Genomic DNA, 19,030 nt, shown 5'->3' with positions numbered 1-19,030 from the left:
TCAATACTCCACGCGTTCGCGCTTGAAGACGACGCGCAGCAGCACGATCGTGACGAGAGTCAGGAAGAAGAGCGCGACGCCGATGGCGGTCGAATAGCCGAGCGCATAGACCGGTTCACGCTGGCCGAAACCCATGATGTAGAGGTAGATCGCGGGCGTATAGAGGTTCTGGTCGATGTTCGGGCCACCGAAAGCGTAGGGGAACTCGACGATCTTGATGGCATGGATCGACCACAGCACCAGCGTGATCAGGATGACGTCCCAGATCATCGGCAGGGTGATGAGGCGGAAGATCTGAAAGGTGCTCGCACCCTCGAGCCGCGCGGCCTCATACATGTCGATCGGCACCTTGTCCGCACCGGCGAGGATGAGGATCGTGTAGAAGCCCGCCGAGATCCAGACAAGGCCAACCATCATGGCGAAGAAAACGTTCTCCGGCGCCGTCCAGGAGATGGAGGCAAGTCCCGTGAGGCCGAGCGCCTTCAGGAGGCTGGTCAACAGGCCGTAGCGCGGCATGAAGACGAAGGACCAGAAGGTCGTGATCGCGACGACCGCGATGATGTTCGGCAGGAAGATCAGCGCGCGAAACAGTTTCTTGCCCCACAGCCCCGAATTCAGGAGCATGGTGAAGACAAAGGCGAGCCCGAAGGTGGCGATGCCACCCACGACCATGATCAGCGACATGTTGCGCAGCGCCTGCCAGAAGATCGGATCGGCGAGGAGACGCGTATAGTTGCCGAGCCCGACCCAGACCGGCGTGTCGCCGAAGCCTGATGTCTTGAACAGGCTGAGATAGAAGGCCTGCAGCGCCGGAAAGATCAGCAGGCCGAGATAGAGGATGAGGGCGGGCGCCAAAAACGCCACCACCATGCGTCGCCTCATCATCGCGTCGTCTCCATTGGGCAAGATATTTGATCGTCACAAGGCCGGCCGGGGCGGCGCAGGCGCATCACCCCGGCTTGCTGCAAGGGCCTTATTGCTGGCTTGCCCAATGAGCCTTGGTCCGCTCGACGAGGATCTTGACGAAATCCTCCGGCGTGGACTGGGCAAGGAACATCTTGCTGAATTCGGGCGTCAGCACCGTCGCGTTGAATTCCGGATAGGAGACGCCGAGACCGCCGCCAAAGCCGGAAAGTGCCGTCGCGTTCTTCGCCGAGGCATAGGCATCCGCCAGCACCGGCGGCCATTCGACGCCATCACGCACCACGCCAACGCCGCCATCGGCAACGAGGATCGACTGCGCCTCCTCACTGAGGAGATAATTGACGAAACCGGCAGCCTCCTTGGCGTTCGGCGAATTCTTAAGAACCATCACAGACACGAGGCCGACCTCGATATCCGTCACCTTGCCGGCACCGCCCGCAACGGCCGGGAAATTGAAGGCGCCCCAGGGGAAATCGGCACCGGCCGTCTCCGTCAGCTCCGTCGGAAGCCAGGAGCCGACAAGTTCGCCCATCGTGTCACCGAGTGCGATCGTCTGCTGGCCGGCCGGATACTGGAAACCGCGCACATCTTCCGCGATGCAGCCGGCATCCCAGAACTTGCGGGCCGTCTTTGCAGCCTCAAGCACGGCCGGATCGGACCAGCCCGAGCCGTCCTTGACCTCGAAGGCCTTGATCATGGCATCCGAGCCCTTGGCACGCGACAGGAGATGCGAGAAGTACAGCACCTGGTAGAAGCCGACATTGCCCTCGGTCACCAGCGCATGCTTGCCGCTTTCCTTCAGCTTGCCGCACAGGGTGAAGAGCTCGTCGAGGGTCTGCGGAACGCTACCGCCGGCCTCGGTCATCATCTCCTTGTTGTACCAGATGTTGACGGTGTTGTAGATGTAGGGAACCTGAACGATCTTGCCGCCGGTGGCGTAGAGATCGAGCACGCCGGGCAGGAGGGCTGCTTTCGTATCGCCAAGCTCCGCCGCGATCTCGTAGCCAAGCCCTTCCTTCTGCAAACCACCAGCCAGCTGGTCGCCATCCTGGTCGGCAAAGTCGACCTGCGTGCCGGCCTGAAGCGCCGCGCGCAGCTTGGTCTGGTTCTGGCGACCGTTCCAGACGACCTTGAAGGTCGTGTCCGGGTTCGCCTTGGTATAGTTGTCCATGACCTTGCGCAGAGCGGCGGCCTGCGGCTCGGGCTCGTTCCACATCGACCAGAAGACCAGTTCGGCTGCATTGGCGGCGCCGATGCCCGCCATCATGCCGAGCGACAGCGCGGCAGCGGCGGCAGAGCGCCATAAGATCGTGTTCACCATTCACTCCTCCCAAATCGAAAGCGCGCCGGTTTGTCCTGCTATGCGCGGCTTCGTGGGGGCAGTTAGAGGGAGAATCTGAAATTTTGCAACATAAAAATCTCGCAAACTTTCAGTTTTGTAGTTTTATTACATTTGACGATTTGGCGGGGGCAAAGGTCGCATCCGGCTCGACGCCCCGCGTGAAAATCGGGCATGCTCGAGGCAATGCTTCTTGCCGCGCCCTCCTCAGAACGGACCGTCCATGACCGATCGCCCCTTCACCGTCATCGAAAACCAGTGGATCACGCTTGCCGACGGCACCCGGCTGGCTGCACGCATCTGGATGCCGGACGGCGCGGAGGCGGATCCCGTACCCGCCGTCTTCGAATTCCTGCCCTACCGCAAGCGCGACGGCACGAGCCCGCGCGATGAATCGACCTATCCCGTCTTCGCCGCCGCCGGCATTGCCGGCGTGCGCGTCGATATCCGCGGCTCCGGCGAATCCGACGGCGTCATCGACGGCGAATATACCCCGCTGGAGCTCGCCAATGCCTGCGAACTGATCGCGTGGATTGCGGCGCAGCCCTGGTCGAACGGATCGGTCGGCATGATGGGCATCTCCTGGGGCGGCTTCAACTGCCTTCAGGTCGCCGCCCTGAAGCCGCCGGCGCTGAAGGCCGTCATCTCCATCGCCTCCACCGTGGATCGCTACAACGACGACATCCACTACAAGAACGGCACGCATCTTTCGGCCCAGCTTTCCTGGGCCGCCACCATGCTCGCCTATCAGTCCCGCTCGCCCGACCCTGCCATCGTCGGCGAACGCTGGAAGGCGATGTGGCTGGAGCGGCTGGAGAACGAACCCTTCTTCCTGGAGGAATGGCTGCAGCACCAGCGCCGCGACGCCTTCTGGAAGCACGGCTCCATTTGCGAGGATTTCGCCGGCTTCCCGGTGCCAGCCCTCGTCATCGCCGGCTGGGCGGACGGCTATCGCAGCACGCCGCTGAAGGCCGTCGAGGGTCTCGGCGACAAGGCCAAGGCGCTGATCGGCCCTTGGGTGCATAAATATCCGCACTTCGCCTGGCCGAAGCCGCGCATGGATTTCCATGCGGAAGCCATCGCCTGGTGGAACCGCTGGCTGCGCGGCGAAGAGAACGGGGCGGAGGAAACACCGCAGGTGCGCGCCTATATCCAGGACGCCCCCCGCCCGGCGCTCCGCCGCGAGGCCGATCCCGGCTTCTGGATTGCCAAGGATCGCTGGGAGGCGCCCGACATGGCGACCTTCTACGTCGAGCAATACGGCACCCTAACCCCCGGCATGCCGATCGCCGGCGCCAGCGGCTACGACCGCACGCTGAAATCCCCGCTCGACACCGGCATCATGGCCGGCGAATGGTTTACGCTGAAGCCGGATGCGGAGATGGCGCTCGACCAGCGCCTCGATGACGCCGGCTCGCTGGTGATCGAAACCGCGCCGCTCACGGTAGCCGAAGACTTCCTCGGCCAGCCAGTGCTGGAACTCGACATCGCAACGGACGCCGATATCGCCAATCTCTGCGCCCGCCTCGTCGATCTGCATCCGGACGGAACGGCGACGCGCGTCACCTTCGGCGTGCTCAACCTCGCCCACCGCGACGGCAACGCCGAACCGAAGGCGATGCCGAGGGGCAAAAAAGTCCATGTCCGTCTCATGCTCGACGCCATGGGCTACCGTTTCCGCGCCGGACATCGCATCCGCCTGTCGCTCTCGACCTCCTACTGGCCGATGGTGCTGCCGCCGCCGACGAATGCCGGCGTGACGATCGATCTTGCCTCGCTCGGCCTCGCCCTGCCGAAGCTCGGCGCCCACCGGGTCATCGCACTCCCCGAACCGGCCAATCCCGATCCGCTGCCGAAATATACCGAGCTTGCCCCCGCCGAGACCGTCCGCGGGGTCGAGCGCGACCTGACGAACGGCCTCACCGAATATACGATCTACGAGGACACCGGCCTCTACGAGCACCCCGGCACGGGCCTTGCCACCCGCCAGCTGCGCGACGAACTCTGGTCGATCGCCGAAAACGATCCGCTTTCGATGACCGGCACCGCCGTCTGGACCTGCGACATGCAACGCCCCGGCTGGTTCGTGCGCACCCTCTCGACCGCGACCATCGCCTGCACGGCGACGGACTGGCTGATCTCGGCCAGCGTGCGCGCCTATGAGGGGGAGGTGCAGATCTTCGAGAAGACGTTCGAACGGGCGGTCCCGCGCGACTTCATGTAGAGGAGCGACAATTTCCACCAAAAAAAACCGTTTATCAGCGGCTTGCGCGAGTTTCCTAATGAAAGTCGCGGGATTTGACGCGGATGGTCTGCACTGCCTCGCGGGTTTCCGGCTGGGCCGCATCGCCACGCCGGCCGATGGTGGCGAAGTCGGCCGAAAGATCGGTGAGGTGCTGCGCGACGATGTGCACCACCTCCCCCTCCCGCTGGATATATCCTTTGACGGCGATCATCGGCGCACTCATCACGATGGGACGATAGGCGAGGAAAACCTTGCGCCAGACAACCAGATTGGCAATGCCCGTCTCGTCCTCCATCGTCACGAAGATGACGCCCTTGGCTGAGCCCGGCTGCTGGCGGACGAGCACGATACCGGCCGCCTCGACTTTCTGGCGGTCGCGAAGCCGCGTCGCATCGGCGCAGGAAAGCAGGCGGCGGCGCGCAAGGCTCTCCCGCAGGAAGCTGACCGGATGGGCCCGGAGCGTCAGGCCGACGCGGCCGTAGTCCTCCACCACCTCGCCGCCCGCCACCATGGGCCGCAGCGTCACCACCGGCTCCGTCAATTCCGGCACGACCGCGGCCTCCCGCTCGGCCGCCGCGGAAAACAGCGGCAGCGGTTCGTCCCGCAAACCACGGAGCGCCCAGAGCGCCTCGCGGCGGGAGAGTGCGAGCGACGGCCGGAAGGTATCCGCCTCGGCGAGCCGCACCAGCGTGTCGGATGCCAGCTTGGTGCGGCGCCACAGATCATCGACAGAGGCAAACGGCTCCTCACCTCTTTCCGCAACAAATCTGGCTATCTCCTTGTTATCAAGGCCCTTCACAAGCCGTAATCCGAGTCGAACAGCAAGGCGCCCCGCCTCTGCCGGCTCCAGCGTGCAATCCCAGCGGCTGGCATTGACACAAACCGGCCGCACCTCCACCCCATGCTCGCGTGCATCGCGCACGATCTGCGCCGGGGCGTAAAATCCCATCGGCTGGGAATTGAGCAGGGCCGCGCAGAAGATCTCCGGGTGATGGCACTTCACCCAGGCAGAGGCATAGGCGATGATCGCGAAACTGTAGGCATGGCTCTCCGGGAAACCATAGGAGCCGAACCCTTCGAGCTGGCGGCACATTCGTTCGGCAAAGTCGCGGGTGTATCCTTTGCCAACCATGCCATTGGTCAATTCGTCCCGGAACTTGTCCACGCCACCCGTTTGCTTGAAGGTCGCCATCGCGCGGCGGAGTTGATCGGCCCGGCCTGGCTCGAAGCCGGCGCATTCGATCGCCACCTGCATCGCCTGCTCCTGAAACAGCGGCACGCCGAGGGTTCTTTTGAGGACCTTCTCGAAAGCAGCCTTGGGATATTCCACCTTCTCCAAGCCTTGCCGCCGCCGCAGATAAGGATGCACCATGTCCCCCTGGATCGGCCCCGGCCGCACGATCGCCACCTGGATGACGATGTCGTAAAATTCCTTCGGCTTGAGGCGCGGCAGCATGGACATCTGCGCCCGGCTCTCGATCTGAAAAGTGCCGATCGTGTCGGCCTTTGAAATCATCTCGTAGGTCGCGGCATCGCCCGCGGGGATGGTGGCCAGCGTATAGCTCTCGCCCTTGTGCTCTTGCAGGAAGTCGAAGGCGCGGCGCATGCAGGTGAGCATGCCGAGCGCCAGCACGTCCACCTTCATGAAGTTGAGATACTCGATGTCGTCCTTGTCCCACTCGATCACCTGGCGCGCATCCATCGCCGCCGGCTCGATCGGCACGAGATCATCCAGCCGGTCGCGGGTCAGCACGAAACCGCCGGGGTGCTGCGAGAGGTGGCGCGGCGCGTTGAGCAACTGGCGGGCGAGCTCGAACAGCAGCCGGATACGGCGGTCGTCCACATTGAGCCCGACCGCATTGGCATGGCCTTGCGGCAAGTCGTGCGACCAGCCCCAGACTTGCGAAGAGAGTGCCTTCAACACGTCCTCCGGCATGCCGAGCGCGCGTCCGACATCCCGCATGGCCGCGCGCGAGCGATAACGGATGACGGTGGCGCAGAGTGCCGAGCGGTCCGTACCGTAGGTATCGTAGATCCACTGGATCACTTCCTCCCGGCGCTCGTGCTCGAAATCCACGTCGATATCGGGCGGCTCGCCGCGCTGTTCCGAGACGAAGCGCTCGAAGAGAAGGCTGCCATTCTCCATCGGGTCGATCGCCGTGATCCCAAGGACGAAACAGACGGCGCTGTTTGCAGCCGATCCCCGACCCTGGCAGAGGATCGGGACCGGCAGGTTGCGGGCATGGTGGACGATGGAATTCACGGTGAGGAAATAGGGCGCGTATTTCATTTTCTCGATGAGCCGCAATTCGTAGAGAAGCTTGTCGCGCACCGTCTCCGGCACACCGCCGGGATAGCGTCTGGCCGCCCCCTCCCAGGTATATTTCTCAAGCGCCTCCTGCGGCGTCAGATGCGAATATTCCTTCTCGTCCGGATACTGGTACTTCAGCTCGGCCAGCGAGAACCGGCAGCGTTCGACAATCTCCAGCGTCCGCCGCAGCGCCTCCGGATAGCGCTTGAAAAGCCGGTGCATCTCCTCCGGCGGCTTCAGGTAGCGATCGGCATGACGTTCACGCAGGAAGCCGGCATTGTCGATAGCGACGTTGTGGCGGATGCAGGTGACGATGTCCTGCAGCATGCGCCGGGCGGGTTCATGATAGAGCACGTCATTGGTGACGACGGTGGGAACGCCATGGCGGGCGGCGAGGTTGGAGAGGTCGAACAATCGCAGTTGGTCGTTCGGCCGGCGGCGGAGCGTGAGGGCGAGGTAGCAGCGGTCCCTGAAATGCTCGCGCAGGCGGCGCAGATGAAAGGCGGCGGTCTCGCCCGCCTCGTCGGGCACCAGCACGGCAAGAAGGCCCTCGTTCCAGTCGACGACGTCGGACCAGTCGAGATGGCACTTGCCCTTGCCGGCCTTCTTCTTGCCGATGGTGAGCAGGCGGCAGAGACGGCCATAGGCGGCGCGGTCGGTCGGGTAGACGAGCAGCGACATGCCATCGACAAGGTCGAGCCGGCAGCCGACCACCAGCCGCACCTTCGAGGCATTCGCCGGGAGTTCGCGCGACGCCTTGAAGGCCTGGACGACGCCGGCAAGGCTGTTGCGGTCGACGACGGCCAGTGCCTCGATGCCAAGGGCGCTTGCCTGCGCGAACAGGTCAGCGCAGCTGCTCGCCCCGCGCAGGAACGAGAAATGGGATGTGACCTGAAGCTCGGAATAACGCGGTTTCATGCGAAAATCCCGTGCAGGAACCAGCGACCGGCCCCGCTTGCCGCCTGCTCTTCATTGCCGGAGCGGAAGAGCCAGAAGCGCGCTCCCTCGGCGTCTTCCACCTGGAAATAATCCCGCACGGCCGCCAGTTCCGCATCGCGCTTCCACCATTCGCCGAAGATGCGCTCCGGCCCATCGGCCCGCTTGACCAGCCGCCGCACGCCCCGCCAGGTGAAGGAGGCGGGCGGATGGTCGGGCAGGAGCGCCATGACCTCGACCGGCTCCGGCCGGGCCAGAAGGCGCGCAGGACGCGGCCAGCGGCTTGGCCAGGTCACCCCGGTTTCGGGCGAAAGCGGCGGAATGCGGCGGAAGGAACGTTCCGGCACGTCGCTTTCGACCGGGGCGATGCGGTAGAGGCGCGCGGCACCGATGCGGTTGACGATCACGTCGACAAGGCCGGCAAGGTCCGCTTCCTCCGCCTCAATCAGGGAGGAGACGGCCTGCTGCAGGACGAGCGGTTCGGCCAGCGTCGCGGTCAGGTCCATGATCTCGATGCCGAAGCCGGGATCGATCGTCTCGAGACGGTCCGTCAGGAGACGGATGAGCTGTCTTTCGTCGCGCACGGCCCGTGCCGTGCCGATACGGATCGCCTGGAGGGAATTGTCGACACGATGGAAGAGGAGATCGAGCCGGCGGGCACCGAGACCGCATTTTTCCAGCGCCGCACAGAGATCGTGCACGAGGCTGGCCGTGTAGCGCGCGATGGTTTCGGGTGCGCCGATCGGCTCGCCGAAAACCTTCCGGACGGTGACGAGCTCCGGGTCGCGCAGCGGATCGACGGGTTCCGAAATCCGGCCCTGGAGCTGGTCGAGCCGGCGGCCGAGAAGCGGGCCGAAGCGCAGAACGAGCGGCGCGCGCGGCACGGCCAGCACCTCACCGATCGTAGAGAAGCCGAGCACGTGGAGACCAGCCACCGTTTCCGGCGCTATCCGCAATCCCGTGACCGGTAAGGGCGACACGGCCTCACCTGCCCTGCCCGGCGGAATGATACAGACAGGATCGGCGAGGAAGCGGGCGGCGGCATGGGCCGCGCCCCAGCTGTCGGCGATGGCGGCGCGGGCAAAGATGCCGGAGGCGGCAAGACGATTGACGAGGCCGGTCAGCATGTGCGCTTCGCCGCCATGCAGGTGATCGGCACCGGTCGTATCGATAACGAGACCGTCGGGCGCGTCCGGGGCGACGATGGGTGCATAGTGCTGCAGCGCCCAGAGCGCGAGGCGGCCCAAGGCGGCGGCATCGGCCACGGGGTCGGCCGGCATGCTGAGGACCCCGGGCAGCAGCGCATGGGCCTTGGTGAGCGGCATGCCGACGCGTAGGCCCGCCTGCTCGGCCGGCCGGCTCACCGCCGTCAGGATGCGGCGCGCGCCGTCACGGCCGACAAGCACGAGCCTGCTATCCGGCGGCGGCGCCGAAGTGCCGAGCGCCCGCCGCAGGCGATCGATCGGCCAGCCGGGAAGAAAAAGCGATACGACCCTCGGCATCGGTGGCCTCCACATCAAAGTCCGCCGCCTCGCCGGCCCGGCAACGGGCCAGTTTCAGCAGCCATTGCGCCCGGCCGATGCCGGGCACGGGAAGGGAAACGGAGGGCCGCATATAGACCCGCCAGCGCGTCACCGCGGCGGAGGGCTGCGCAAGGGCTTCCGTCTCCTTGCTGTGGCGGAAGCGGCGCAGGGCAAGACCGAGCGTGCCGCCGGCCTCCGCGGCAAGCTGCAGGCGGCGCGAGGCGGTCATCGACAGGCGCGCCACCTCGGCAACGACGGCCCCGAGCCCGCCATGGCGCAGCCCCTCTTCGAAACAGAGGAGCAGGCTCTTCTCGTCACCCGCCTCCACATAGAGGACACGGCCCGGCGCTAGCCCCGCCTGCGCCAGCGCCGGCGCGAAAAGATCTGGCCGCGTCAGGCACCAGAGCACCTGCCCCTTGGTGCGCGCGGCGATGCCGGCGGCAAAGAGCATGGCGGCGCTGGCCTCGACGGCATCGTCACCGCCACCGCAGATCTCGTGCAGGCTGGCCAGCGCCAGCCCGCCGCCCGGCAGCCGCTCGTCGATTTCGGGCACACCGAAGGGCAGCACCGCCCGGTCGCGCTGGGCGCGGCCGTCGAACTGCCGGATGCGGTCGCGCAGGTCCGCGACAACGGCATGGGCGGAGGCGGACATCGGCTTGGCAGCTCCCTGTTGAAAGGCTATATGTTCTCTTTTTGTTCTCAAATTCCGTAAGAGTCAATCGCCTGATCGCGCCGGAAAGATCACAGTTTGAATCATCGGCGGGAACCAAGTGGCGCGGCAAAAGTTCTCCCTTTCGCCATTCCATCAAATCCAGGAGACATGTCCATGGCTGACGAAAAGAGCACCGGAAAGCGTACGCTCGGCGTCGTTGAGGGGCGCGACAGCATTTCGGAAGACGCCCGCGCGGCAGCAGCGGAAGCGACGGTGAACGAGCAGATCGAGGCCCTGAAGGCGGAAATCAGCCGGCTGAAGGAATCCGCAGGGCTGATCGCCGAAGGAACCGGCCAGCTGGCGGTCGCCAAGGCGGAATCGCTGCGGGACGAGGTGCGCCAGACCATTCAGGCCAACCCGCTCGCCGCGCTGGCCGGCGCCGCCTTCATCGGTTATCTCTTCGGTCTTCGCCACCGGTGACATGCGTGCCCGGGGATACGGGGAAAACCAGGGAAACCCGCGTCTTGCCCCCGTTTCCTCACAGCATGAAAAAGCCCGGCCAAGCCGGGTTTTTGTCGGTTCAGAACCAGCGCTGCCGGCGCGGCGGTTCGCTTTCAAGCGAGCCGAGCAGATAGCCGAGGACGACACCGGCAAGGCCTGCGGTCAAGACGACCGTGGAGAGTGCCGCGGGATGCTCGCGCGCCGCCTGCGCGACGGCGGCACCTTCGTTGCGCACATATTTCGTTGCCGAACGAACGGCCGGGCGAGCAGCCTCCACGGCATTCCCGGCGCGGTCGCGGATGGTCTCATAGGCTTCGCTGCCGCGCTCGCCAAGGTCCTTCTGGAGCTGGGCGATCTCTGCGCGCAGGGCGGAAATCTGGGATTGGACGTCGTTGGTGCTTGCCATTGCGGTCTCCCGTTACAGTCTCTTGTCAGCAATAGAGACCGAACGGTTTTCGCGCGGCTTGGTTCCCGGCGGCCGGGCGTTTTGCCCCTCAGCCCGCCTGGCGGCGGCCGTCGCGGCGGATCTGCGAGGGCGTATCGCCGAAGGCGGCACGGAAGCGGCGGGTGAAATGCGACAGGCTTTCGAAACCGGTCTCAAGCGCGATCTCGATCAACGGCTTGTTGGTGCGCATCACCATGGTGAGCGCGGCGGCCATGCGGATCTTCATGTAGATCGCGCTCGGCGAAGCCCCCATATCGCCCTCGAACAGCCGCTCGAGCTGGCGGCGGGAGACGCCCGTCATGGTGGCGATGCTGTCGATCGACAGGAGGTCCTCGGTGTGCTGTTCCATCATCATGATGGCGAGGTGAACGCGCCGGTCGCGGGCTTCAAGGCCGAGCGGGTTGCGCGGCTGTACGTCGGTCGCATCACGCCGGTGGCGGATCTGCAGGATTTCCAGCGCATTGCGCTCGGCCGCCTCACCGACGTGGTGGCGCACGAGCGTTGCGGCAAGATCGGCAACGCTGCTGCCGCCGGCACAGGTGGCAACCTTGCCGTCAAAACGGAAGATCTGCTCCGACGTCGCCTCGATATCGGGAAAACGGCCGCGGAAATCACGGTGGTGCAGCCAGCTGACGCAGGCCGTATGCCCCTTGAGGAGGCCCGCCTCGGCCAGGATGAAGCTGCCCGTACAGAGGCCGATCAGCCCGACGCCGGCCTGGGCCGCCTTGCGCAGATAGGCCTGGGCATAGCTGTCTATGGGCTCTTCCACCGACAGGAGACCGCCGACGACGGCAATGTAGTCGAAACAGGAGGGATCGGCGAAGGGCGCGGTCGGGGCGACCTGGATGCCGCTCGACGAGGTGATGAAGTTGCGTGTGCTGCTCAAAACGTCCCAGTCACAATGGACGCGGCGCGAGCGATCCTCGCTGTCGCTGGCCAGCCGCAGCGTATCAACGAACAGCGCGAAGGCGGACAGGGTGAAACTTTTCGACAGGATGAAGCCGACGCGCAGCGCCTTCGGCGCCAGGGCACCGTTCATCTCCTTCGACGTCCGAACATCTGCCGCCATCCAGCTCTCCCAGGCCGTTCCGCCCGACACTATCGCCGAAGGCACGAGCCGCTGGCAAGAGCCATAGCAGATTTCACCCGCCACCTCCATTCCCCGAACGCCGCGGGCTGCAGGTCCCGGGCAGCTTTCGCTACCGCGCGAATTTGCGCGCGCCGGCAACGCACAGCACGATGGCGAGCGTCGTGACCAGCATCAACGGGCTCACACGCTCATGCAGCAGGCCGGCGGCAAGCAGGAGACCGAAGAAGGGCTGGAGCAGCTGTAGCTGCCCCACGGCCGCGATGCCGCCAAGCGCAAGGCCCCGATACCAGAAGACGAAACCGATCAGCATGCTGAAGACCGAGACATAGGCAAGCCCCGCCCAGGCGGCGCCGTCAATGCCGGAGAATGTCGCGGGCAGCGAGAAGAGGGCGATCACCGCCATCAACGGCAGAGAGAGGATCAGCGCCCAGGAGATGACCTGCCAGCCGCCGAGCGTGCGCGAAAGTTTCGCCCCTTCCGCATAGCCCAGACCACAGGCGATGATGGCGGCGACCATCAGCAGGTCGCCGACGAGCGAGACGTCCCCGCCCGAACTCAGCGCGAAGCCCACCACCGTGGCGCTGCCGATGCCGGAAAACAGCCAGAACAGCGGCTTCGGCCGCTCTCCGCCGCGCAGGACGCCGAAAAAGGCAGTCGCCAGCGGCAGCAGCCCGACGAAGACGATGGAATGGGCGGAGGTGACATATTGCAGCGCCAGCGCCGTCAGCAGTGGAAAACCGACGACGACGCCGAGCGCGACGATCGCCAGCGAAAAGAGCGTGTCGCGCGACGGCTTCCGCTGGCGCAGAGCAAGGAGCAGCGCCGCACCAAGAAGAGCCGCGATGACCGCACGCGCCGACGTCAGGAACAGCGGAGAGAAATCCGCCACCGCCACGCGGGTCGCCGGCAGCGAACCGCTGAAAATGATGACGCCGGTCAGCCCGCTGCCCCAGCCTTCCATGGATGTTCTCATCGATCTCATGCCTTTCCTGTGCAGAGCTGTTGCCATGGAGCGTCAAACCTCTTCCTGACTGACATTGCGGAAGCGGCTTTATTCCAGAGGAACAGTCCTGCCTTCCTAGGCTTGCAAGGCTGGAAAAGACAGAAACAGTGCAGTACAATTTCTCCAAACTGTACCCACATGCGAACCAGTACAAAAATGAGAAATCATGACTGACACAACACCGCACACGCGCATTTCGGAGGTCATGGCGACCATCGGCCACCGCATCGCCAGCCGTGCGCTCACGCCGGGTGATCGGTTGCCGTCCATCCGCCGGTTCGCCGCGAGCATGGGTGTCTCGCCCTCCACCGTCGTGGAGGCCTATGACCGATTGGCGGCGGAAGGGCTGATCCGGGCGCAGCGCGGTTCCGGCTTCTACGTCTCGCAGAGCGCTCTGCCCCCACTGAAGCTGGCGGAAGCGGCGACACCGAAGGCGCGTGCGGTCGATCCGTTCTGGGTGTCGCGGCAATCGCTCGATGCCGACACAGTGGTGCTCAAGCCCGGCTGCGGCTGGCTGCCGGCGGACTGGATGCCGGACGAGGCGCTGCGCCGCGCGATCCGCAGCCTTGCGCGCGGCGACAGCGATCTCATCGCCTACTACGGCAGCACGCGCGGCTCTTCGTTTCTGCGCCGGCTGCTGCTCGGCCGGCTGACGGAGGAAGGCATTGCCGCAGGGCCGGATCAGCTGATGCTGACGAGCACGGGCACGCAGGCGCTCGACCTGATCGGCCGTTTCCTGCTGCGCCCGGGCGACACGGTGCTGGTGGACGACCCCTGCTATTTCAATTTCCAGGCACTGCTGAAGGCCCACCAGGTGACGGTCATCGGCGTGCCCTATACGCCGTCAGGCCCCGACATCGCCGCCTTCGAGGCCGTGCTCGCGGCAGAGCGGCCGCGCCTCTATGTGACCAATTCGGCGATCCACAATCCAACGGGCGCTACGCTGTCGCCACAGGTGGCGCACCGGCTGCTAAACGCTGCCGCCGGCAGCGAGACGATCATCGTCGAGGACGACATCTTTGCCGATTTCGAGCCAGAGCCCTCCACCCGGCTTGCCGCGCTCGACGGGCTCGACCGCGTCATCCGCATCGGCAGTTTCTCCAAGACACTCTCCGCCTCGGCGCGTTGCGGTTACATCGCCGCGCGGCCGGACTGGATCGAGGGGCTGGTCGATCTGCAGATCGCCACCAATTTCGGCGGGCCGAGCCCGATGTCCAGCGAGATCATCGCCCATATGCTTGCCGGCGGTGGTTACCGCAAACACATGGAGGAGCTGCGCCGCAAGCTGGTGCGCGCCCGGCGCGAGGTGGCGGAACGGCTTTCGCGGCTCGGCATCACGCCCTGGCTCCAGCCGCGCGGCGGCTTCAACCTCTGGTGCCGGCTGCCGGAGGGGCTGGATTCCAGCGAGATCGCACAGGCAGCCGTTGCCGAGGGTGTCGTGCTGGCCCCCGGCAACGTCTTCAGCGTGTCGCAGAGCGCCGCCGGCTTCATGCGCTTCAATGTGGCGCACATGCTGGAACCGCGCATCTACCAGGTTCTGGCCAATACGCTGAAACGCATAGCCTAACGCCGTTTCGCCAGCATGGAGCGCGACAGCACCACGATGAGGCCGATCGCGACCGTCGCGGCGATGAAGAGGAAGGCCGCGGCGGCAATGGCGGGGCTGATATTCTCGCGGATGCTGGAGAACATCTGCCGGGCCAGCGTGCGCTGGTTGGGGCCGGCGACGAAGAGCGTCAGCACGACCTCGTCGAGCGAGGTCGCGAAGGCGAGCACCGCGCCGGAGAGCACGCCGGGCATGGCAAGTGGCAGCGTCACGCGCCGGAAGACGGTGGCGGGCGATGCGCCGAGGCTTTGCGCCGCCAGCTCCACCCGCTCGTCGATACCGGCGAGCGCGCCGGTGACACTGACCACCACGAAGGGCACGGCGACGACCGTATGGGCGATGATGACGCCGGCATAGCTGTTCGTCAGGCCGAAACCCGCAAGCAGCACCTGCATGCCGACGCCGAGCACGACCGCCGGCACCACCATCGGCAGCAGGAACAACGTGCGCATCGAGCCGCGGAAGAAGAGCAGACGGTTGCGCAGCCCGAGCGAGGCGGCCGTGCCGAGCACCGTGGCAAGCAGCGTCGTGCCCGTGCCGATGATCAGGCTGTTGATGATCGCCCGCCGCCAGGCATCGGCGGTGAACAGTTCCTCGAACCAGCGCAGCGACCAGGACGGGATCGGATAGGTGAGGATGACGCTCGAGGTGAAGGCGAGCGGCAGGATGGCGATGAGCGGCGCGACGAGGAAGAGGATCGCCAGCGTGGCGAAGGTGATCTTGGCGAATTTCATCGACATGGCCTAGCGCCTCCCCGGTTCATCGGAGGAGAGCCGCGCATAGACGCTGTAGAGCAGCAGCGTTGCGACGAGCAGAACGACGCCAAGGGCGCCGGCCATGCCCCAGTTCGCCGAGCCTGTGGCGTAGAAGGCGATGATGGACGAGATCATCTGGTCGCCCGGCCCGCCGATCAGCGCCGGGGTGATGTAGTAGCCGATCGCCGAGATGAAGACGAGCAGGCTGCCGGAAGCGACACCACGCAGGCTCAGCGGCAGAAGCACGCGCAGGAACGCCCGCAAGGGCGGCGCGCCGAGCGAGGCGGCGGCCGGCATCAGGTTCTTCGGAATGGTGATCAGCACGGAATAGATCGGCAGCACCATGAAGGGCAGCAGCACATGGGTCATGGCGATGATGACACCGGTGCGGTTGAAGATCAGCGGCAGCGGCGCGTCGATGATGTGCAGCCAGCGCAGGAGATCGTTGATCAGCCCCTGCTCCTGCAGCAGGATGAACCAGGCCGCGGTGCGTACGAGAAGCGAGGTCCAGAGCGGCAGCAGTACGGCGCCGAGCATCAGGTCACGCTTCCAGCCGGTCAGCGAGGCGGCGATGATCGCATAGGGAAAACCGATGCAGGCGCAGGCGAAGGTGACGAGCGCGGCGATCCAGAAGGTGCGCACGAGGATCACCCGGTTGACGGACTGGTCGGCCGGCAGGTGTTCTATGCTGCCTGCGGCATTGCGGCCGAGATCGACGGCGGCGAGCAGGTTTCGGTCGGTATAGGGCGAGAGCGCATCGGCGATCGCCAGCCAGAATTCCGGTTTTTCCCAGCGTTTATCGATGGAGACGAGGTTGGCGGGCGGGTTGGCCGTGTCACCGAGTGCGCTCGTCGTCTTCGCCATCAGCGTGCGGAAGCCGGAGCGGGCGCTGTTGAGGCGACGCACCATGTCGCCGAGTGCCTGGTCGTCGTCGACGGCCTTCAGGTCCTCCATCAGCGCCGCCTGCATGGGCATGGTCGGCGGCGAGGCGCGGTCCCAGTCGGCCAGCACTTCGGCACTGCGCGGCAGGAGGCGCAGCACGGCCGGATCCGACACGGCCTGCGACATCATGCTGATCAGCGGCCAGACGAAGAAGCCGACGAGGAAGAGAAGCAGCGGCGCAAGCAGGAGAAGCGACCGCCCGGTCCGGGAGGAGCCTGCACTCATGGCGCGATGACCCGGCAATCGCCGGCTGAAAAGCCCGCATAGACCCGCGTGCCCGGCGGGAATTCGCGGGACCGGCGGCCAAGCTTGGCGATCAGCGGGTGGGCGGCGTTCTGCAATTGCACGCGCAGGTGATCGCCCTGATAGACGCTATCGGTGACTTCGGTCTCCAGACAGTTGCGCGCATCGCCCCGGGTCTCGCTGAGATCGACCCGTTCCGGCCGGATGGAGAGGAAGACCGGCTGGCCGGAGGCGACACTGCCAGAGACCGCCGAAACGATCTGCGCGCCAGATGGCAGCCGCACGGTCGCCTCCGCCCCCTCGACCGCCTCGACGACGCCCTCGACCAGATTGGTCTCGCCGATGAATTCGGCGACGAAACGCGTCGCCGGCTCGTCATAGACTTGCCGCGGCGTGCCGATCTGCTCGATCTTGCCCTTGTTGAAGACGGCGACGCGATCCGACATGGTCAGCGCCTCCGACTGGTCGTGCGTGACGAAGACGATCGTCAGGCCGAGCCGGCGGTGCAGGTCGCGGATGTCGAGCTGCATCTGCTCACGCAACTGCTTGTCGAGCGCACCGAGCGGCTCGTCCATCAGCACGACGCGCGGCTCGAAGACCAGCGCACGCGACAGCGCCACGCGCTGTTGCTGGCCGCCGGAAAGCTGCGAGGGGCGACGGTCGGCGAAGGCCGACAGCTGCACCATGTCCAGCGCCCGCTTGACGCGCCCCTCGATCTCCGCCTTGCCCATGCCGCGCATCTGCAACGGAAAGGCGACGTTCTCGCCGACCGACATATGCGGGAAAAGCGCGTAGCTCTGGAAGACGACGCCCATGTCGCGCCTGTGGGTCGGCACGTCGTTGATCGCCGTGCCGTCGAGCAGGATGTTGCCCGATGTCGGCTGTTCGAAACCGGCGAGCATCATCAGCAGCGTCGTCTTGCCGGAGCCGGACGGGCCGAGCAGGCTGACGAACTCGCCTTTGTCGATGCCGAGATCGAGATTTTCGACCACGCAGAGCGGGCCGTAGAATTTGGTGATGCGGTCGAAACGGATGAATTCGGCCAAGATCATGACTCCATCACAACGGTCGCTGGCGGGCAAGCGCCCCTCATCCGCCTGCCGGCACCTTCTCCCTGCAAGCAGGGAGAAGGTGTACTGCGCCGTTTTCCTCAACACATGTCTGCGGGGCTGTTTGTGCCCGGGCCTTGCGGGGATTGCCTTCTCCCCGCTTGCAGGGAGAAGGTCGCCGCAAGCGGGATGAGGGGCCGTTCCGCCCCGCAAACGGCAGCCTTACTGCGCCAGCCAGGCGTTGAAGCGCTGTGTCAGCGTTTCCGCATTGTCGATCCAGAAGTCGACATTGAGGGCGATCGAGTCCGTCATGTTGGCTGGGTCGGTCGGCAGGTCCTTGGCGAACTCGGCCGGAACCTTGGCCGCGGCCTCCTTGACCGGCAGGCCGTAAGCCACGAACTCCGGCAGCTTCGCCTGGTTGTCGGGCTCGCTGGCAAAGGCGATGAAGTCCTGCGCAGCGTCCTTGTTCTCCGCGTCCTTCAACACGACCCAGCTGTCGACCGCGTAGATGCTGCCGGGGAAGACCACCTTGAAGTTCTTGCCTTCCGTGCGGTTGATGCCGGTGATGCGGCCATTATAGGCCGAGGTCATCGCCACTTCGCCCGAAGCGAGGAACTGCAGCGGCTGGGCACCCGATTCCCACCAGACGATGTTCGCCTTCAATTCGTCGAGCTTCTTGAAGGCCCGCGTGACGCCCTCTTCCGTGCCGAGCACGTCATAGAGCTCGTCCTTGGAGACGCCATCGGCGAGCAGCGCGAATTCCAGCGTGTATTTCGGCCCCTTGCGCAGCGAGCGCTTACCCGGGAACTTTTTGACGTTCCAGAAATCCGCCCAGTTGGCCGGGCCTTCCTTCAGCTTGTCGCCGTCATAGGCGATCGCCGTGGACCAGACGATCGCGCCGACGCCACAGTCGTTGACTGCGCTGTCGAGGAACTTGTCCTTGCCGCCCATCTTGTCCCAGTCGATCTTCTCGTAGAGGCCATCCGCACAGCCGAGCGCCAGCTCCTCCGCCTCCACCTGCACGGCGTCCCAGTTCGGCGCGCCGGCCTTGACCTTTGACTGGATGACGCCGATGCCGCCATCCCAGGCCTCGTCGAGCACCGGCTTGCCGGACTTTTCGGCGAACGGCTTGAAGTAGATGTTGCGCTGCGCGTCCTGATAGTTGCCACCCCAGGAGACAACGGTGAGGTCGCGTGCGAGGGACGGCGCGGCAAGGCCAGCCGACAGCACGATGGCGGCAGCCGTGAGCATTCCGGATTTAAAGACAGTCTTCATTGCACTCCCCTTTTCTTCATTTGTGAAGGAACCGGATGGCCCGGCCCCGATGACGATCTCCTGTCGGACTGCTGATCCGCCGCGGCCTTTGGCCTATCAGCGCTTGCAGCCTCTCCGGTCGTCGCACCCTTTCCCCTGGGCGTTACGGCCGATTGATGCATTCCGGGTCTCGCCGGTCAACGGGATATTTT

Annotated in this window: 15 protein-coding genes; 3 read left to right on the top strand and 12 right to left on the bottom strand. The window is 65.3% G+C overall.

The features are described 5' to 3' along the window. Positions 1-885 (bottom strand): carbohydrate ABC transporter permease, encoded by an 885-nt coding sequence (locus tag P9A16_RS16605; RefSeq protein WP_081870758.1) that lies wholly within the window; start codon positions 883-885, stop codon positions 1-3. Positions 886-973: 88 nt separating this feature from the next. Further along, positions 974-2,245 carry an ABC transporter substrate-binding protein gene (locus P9A16_RS16600; protein WP_023517173.1) on the bottom strand — a complete coding sequence of 424 codons (1,272 nt, stop codon included), beginning with the start codon at positions 2,243-2,245 and terminating at the stop codon, positions 974-976. Between the two features lie 241 nt (positions 2,246-2,486). Between P9A16_RS16600 and P9A16_RS16595 the strand changes: the two genes are divergently transcribed. Beyond that, entirely contained in the window at positions 2,487-4,487 is a 2,001-nt protein-coding gene (locus P9A16_RS16595; protein WP_023517172.1) for a CocE/NonD family hydrolase, read from the top strand. Positions 4,488-4,542: 55 nt separating this feature from the next. Here the strand turns inward: P9A16_RS16595 and P9A16_RS16590 are convergent, their stop codons facing one another. From P9A16_RS16590 to P9A16_RS16580, 3 genes are read right to left on the bottom strand one after another with little or no spacing between them, the layout of a single operon-like run. Then, positions 4,543-7,737 carry an error-prone DNA polymerase gene (locus P9A16_RS16590; RefSeq protein ID WP_023517171.1) on the bottom strand — a complete coding sequence of 1,065 codons (3,195 nt, stop codon included), beginning with the start codon at positions 7,735-7,737 and terminating at the stop codon, positions 4,543-4,545. Beyond that, on the bottom strand, positions 7,734-9,257 hold the full coding sequence (locus tag P9A16_RS16585) for a DUF6504 family protein (RefSeq protein WP_037409245.1): 1,524 nt from the start codon (positions 9,255-9,257) through the stop codon (positions 7,734-7,736). Before P9A16_RS16585 ends, P9A16_RS16590 begins: the two co-directional genes overlap by 4 nt. Then, entirely contained in the window at positions 9,169-9,930 is a 762-nt protein-coding gene (locus P9A16_RS16580; RefSeq protein ID WP_024271423.1) for an ImuA family protein, read from the bottom strand. The genes P9A16_RS16585 and P9A16_RS16580 overlap by 89 nt, the downstream gene beginning before the upstream one ends. 174 nt (positions 9,931-10,104) lie before the next feature. Here P9A16_RS16580 and P9A16_RS16575 point away from each other — a divergent pair, with 174 nt between their 5' ends. Further along, on the top strand, positions 10,105-10,410 hold the full coding sequence (locus P9A16_RS16575) for a hypothetical protein (protein WP_023514350.1): 306 nt from the start codon (positions 10,105-10,107) through the stop codon (positions 10,408-10,410). A 100-nt stretch (positions 10,411-10,510) separates the two neighbouring features. Here the strand turns inward: P9A16_RS16575 and P9A16_RS16570 are convergent, their stop codons facing one another. The 3 genes from P9A16_RS16570 to P9A16_RS16560 all read right to left on the bottom strand — a co-directional run bounded on the left by P9A16_RS16570 (position 10,511) and on the right by P9A16_RS16560 (position 12,939). After that, a complete protein-coding gene (locus tag P9A16_RS16570) occupies positions 10,511-10,837 on the bottom strand; it encodes a hypothetical protein (protein ID WP_023514351.1) in 327 nt (108 codons plus the stop codon). A gap of 88 nt (positions 10,838-10,925) precedes the next feature. Then, the gene (locus tag P9A16_RS16565; protein WP_023514352.1) at positions 10,926-11,945 is read right to left on the bottom strand and encodes a GlxA family transcriptional regulator; all 1,020 of its coding nucleotides are present in this window, start codon (positions 11,943-11,945) and stop codon (positions 10,926-10,928) included. A 130-nt stretch (positions 11,946-12,075) separates the two neighbouring features. Next, on the bottom strand, positions 12,076-12,939 hold the full coding sequence (locus P9A16_RS16560; protein ID WP_037409247.1) for a DMT family transporter: 864 nt from the start codon (positions 12,937-12,939) through the stop codon (positions 12,076-12,078). 196 nt (positions 12,940-13,135) lie between these two features. Between P9A16_RS16560 and P9A16_RS16555 the strand changes: the two genes are divergently transcribed. Next, positions 13,136-14,536 carry an aminotransferase-like domain-containing protein gene (locus tag P9A16_RS16555; protein ID WP_023514354.1) on the top strand — a complete coding sequence of 467 codons (1,401 nt, stop codon included), beginning with the start codon at positions 13,136-13,138 and terminating at the stop codon, positions 14,534-14,536. On the opposite strand, the gene P9A16_RS16550 is transcribed toward P9A16_RS16555, so the two are convergent. The 4 genes from P9A16_RS16550 to P9A16_RS16535 all read right to left on the bottom strand — a co-directional run bounded on the left by P9A16_RS16550 (position 14,533) and on the right by P9A16_RS16535 (position 18,815). Then, positions 14,533-15,315: an ABC transporter permease gene (locus P9A16_RS16550; protein WP_023514355.1), complete on the bottom strand. Its 783-nt coding sequence runs from the start codon at positions 15,313-15,315 to the stop codon at positions 14,533-14,535. The genes P9A16_RS16555 and P9A16_RS16550 overlap by 4 nt on opposite strands. Before the next feature lie 3 nt (positions 15,316-15,318). Next, the gene (locus P9A16_RS16545) at positions 15,319-16,497 is read right to left on the bottom strand and encodes an ABC transporter permease (protein ID WP_023514356.1); all 1,179 of its coding nucleotides are present in this window, start codon (positions 16,495-16,497) and stop codon (positions 15,319-15,321) included. Further along, positions 16,494-17,567: an ABC transporter ATP-binding protein gene (locus P9A16_RS16540; protein ID WP_051758796.1), complete on the bottom strand. Its 1,074-nt coding sequence runs from the start codon at positions 17,565-17,567 to the stop codon at positions 16,494-16,496. The genes P9A16_RS16545 and P9A16_RS16540 overlap by 4 nt, the downstream gene beginning before the upstream one ends. Positions 17,568-17,786: 219 nt before the next feature. Next, on the bottom strand, positions 17,787-18,815 hold the full coding sequence (locus P9A16_RS16535; protein WP_051758797.1) for an ABC transporter substrate-binding protein: 1,029 nt from the start codon (positions 18,813-18,815) through the stop codon (positions 17,787-17,789). Positions 18,816-19,030: the final 215 nt, after the last annotated feature.

Origin of the sequence: Shinella sp. 838 (genome assembly GCF_029623935.1) — a bacterium.
Lineage (GTDB): Bacteria > Pseudomonadota > Alphaproteobacteria > Rhizobiales > Rhizobiaceae > Shinella.
The sequence above is the reverse complement of the archived record's forward strand: the minus strand, read 5'-3'. Positions and strand labels throughout refer to the sequence as shown.

Bases quoted from the DNA above. Each gene is read 5' to 3' on its own strand.
- P9A16_RS16555 (WP_023514354.1), top strand. From the start codon at position 13,136: ATGACTGACACAACACCGCACACGCGCATTTCGGAGGTCATGGCGACC.
- P9A16_RS16570 (WP_023514351.1), bottom strand. From the start codon at position 10,837: ATGGCAAGCACCAACGACGTCCAATCCCAGATTTCCGCCCTGCGCGCA.
- P9A16_RS16595 (WP_023517172.1), top strand. From the start codon at position 2,487: ATGACCGATCGCCCCTTCACCGTCATCGAAAACCAGTGGATCACGCTT.
- P9A16_RS16575 (WP_023514350.1), top strand. From the start codon at position 10,105: ATGGCTGACGAAAAGAGCACCGGAAAGCGTACGCTCGGCGTCGTTGAG.
- P9A16_RS16580 (WP_024271423.1), bottom strand. From the start codon at position 9,930: ATGTCCGCCTCCGCCCATGCCGTTGTCGCGGACCTGCGCGACCGCATC.
- P9A16_RS16600 (WP_023517173.1), bottom strand. From the start codon at position 2,245: ATGGTGAACACGATCTTATGGCGCTCTGCCGCCGCTGCCGCGCTGTCG.
- P9A16_RS16540 (WP_051758796.1), bottom strand. From the start codon at position 17,567: ATGATCTTGGCCGAATTCATCCGTTTCGACCGCATCACCAAATTCTAC.
- P9A16_RS16590 (WP_023517171.1), bottom strand. From the start codon at position 7,737: ATGAAACCGCGTTATTCCGAGCTTCAGGTCACATCCCATTTCTCGTTC.
- P9A16_RS16565 (WP_023514352.1), bottom strand. From the start codon at position 11,945: ATGGCGGCAGATGTTCGGACGTCGAAGGAGATGAACGGTGCCCTGGCG.
- P9A16_RS16545 (WP_023514356.1), bottom strand. From the start codon at position 16,497: ATGAGTGCAGGCTCCTCCCGGACCGGGCGGTCGCTTCTCCTGCTTGCG.
- P9A16_RS16535 (WP_051758797.1), bottom strand. From the start codon at position 18,815: ATGCTCACGGCTGCCGCCATCGTGCTGTCGGCTGGCCTTGCCGCGCCG.
- P9A16_RS16550 (WP_023514355.1), bottom strand. From the start codon at position 15,315: ATGTCGATGAAATTCGCCAAGATCACCTTCGCCACGCTGGCGATCCTC.
- P9A16_RS16585 (WP_037409245.1), bottom strand. From the start codon at position 9,257: ATGCCGAGGGTCGTATCGCTTTTTCTTCCCGGCTGGCCGATCGATCGC.
- P9A16_RS16560 (WP_037409247.1), bottom strand. From the start codon at position 12,939: ATGAGAACATCCATGGAAGGCTGGGGCAGCGGGCTGACCGGCGTCATC.
- P9A16_RS16605 (WP_081870758.1), bottom strand. From the start codon at position 885: ATGATGAGGCGACGCATGGTGGTGGCGTTTTTGGCGCCCGCCCTCATC.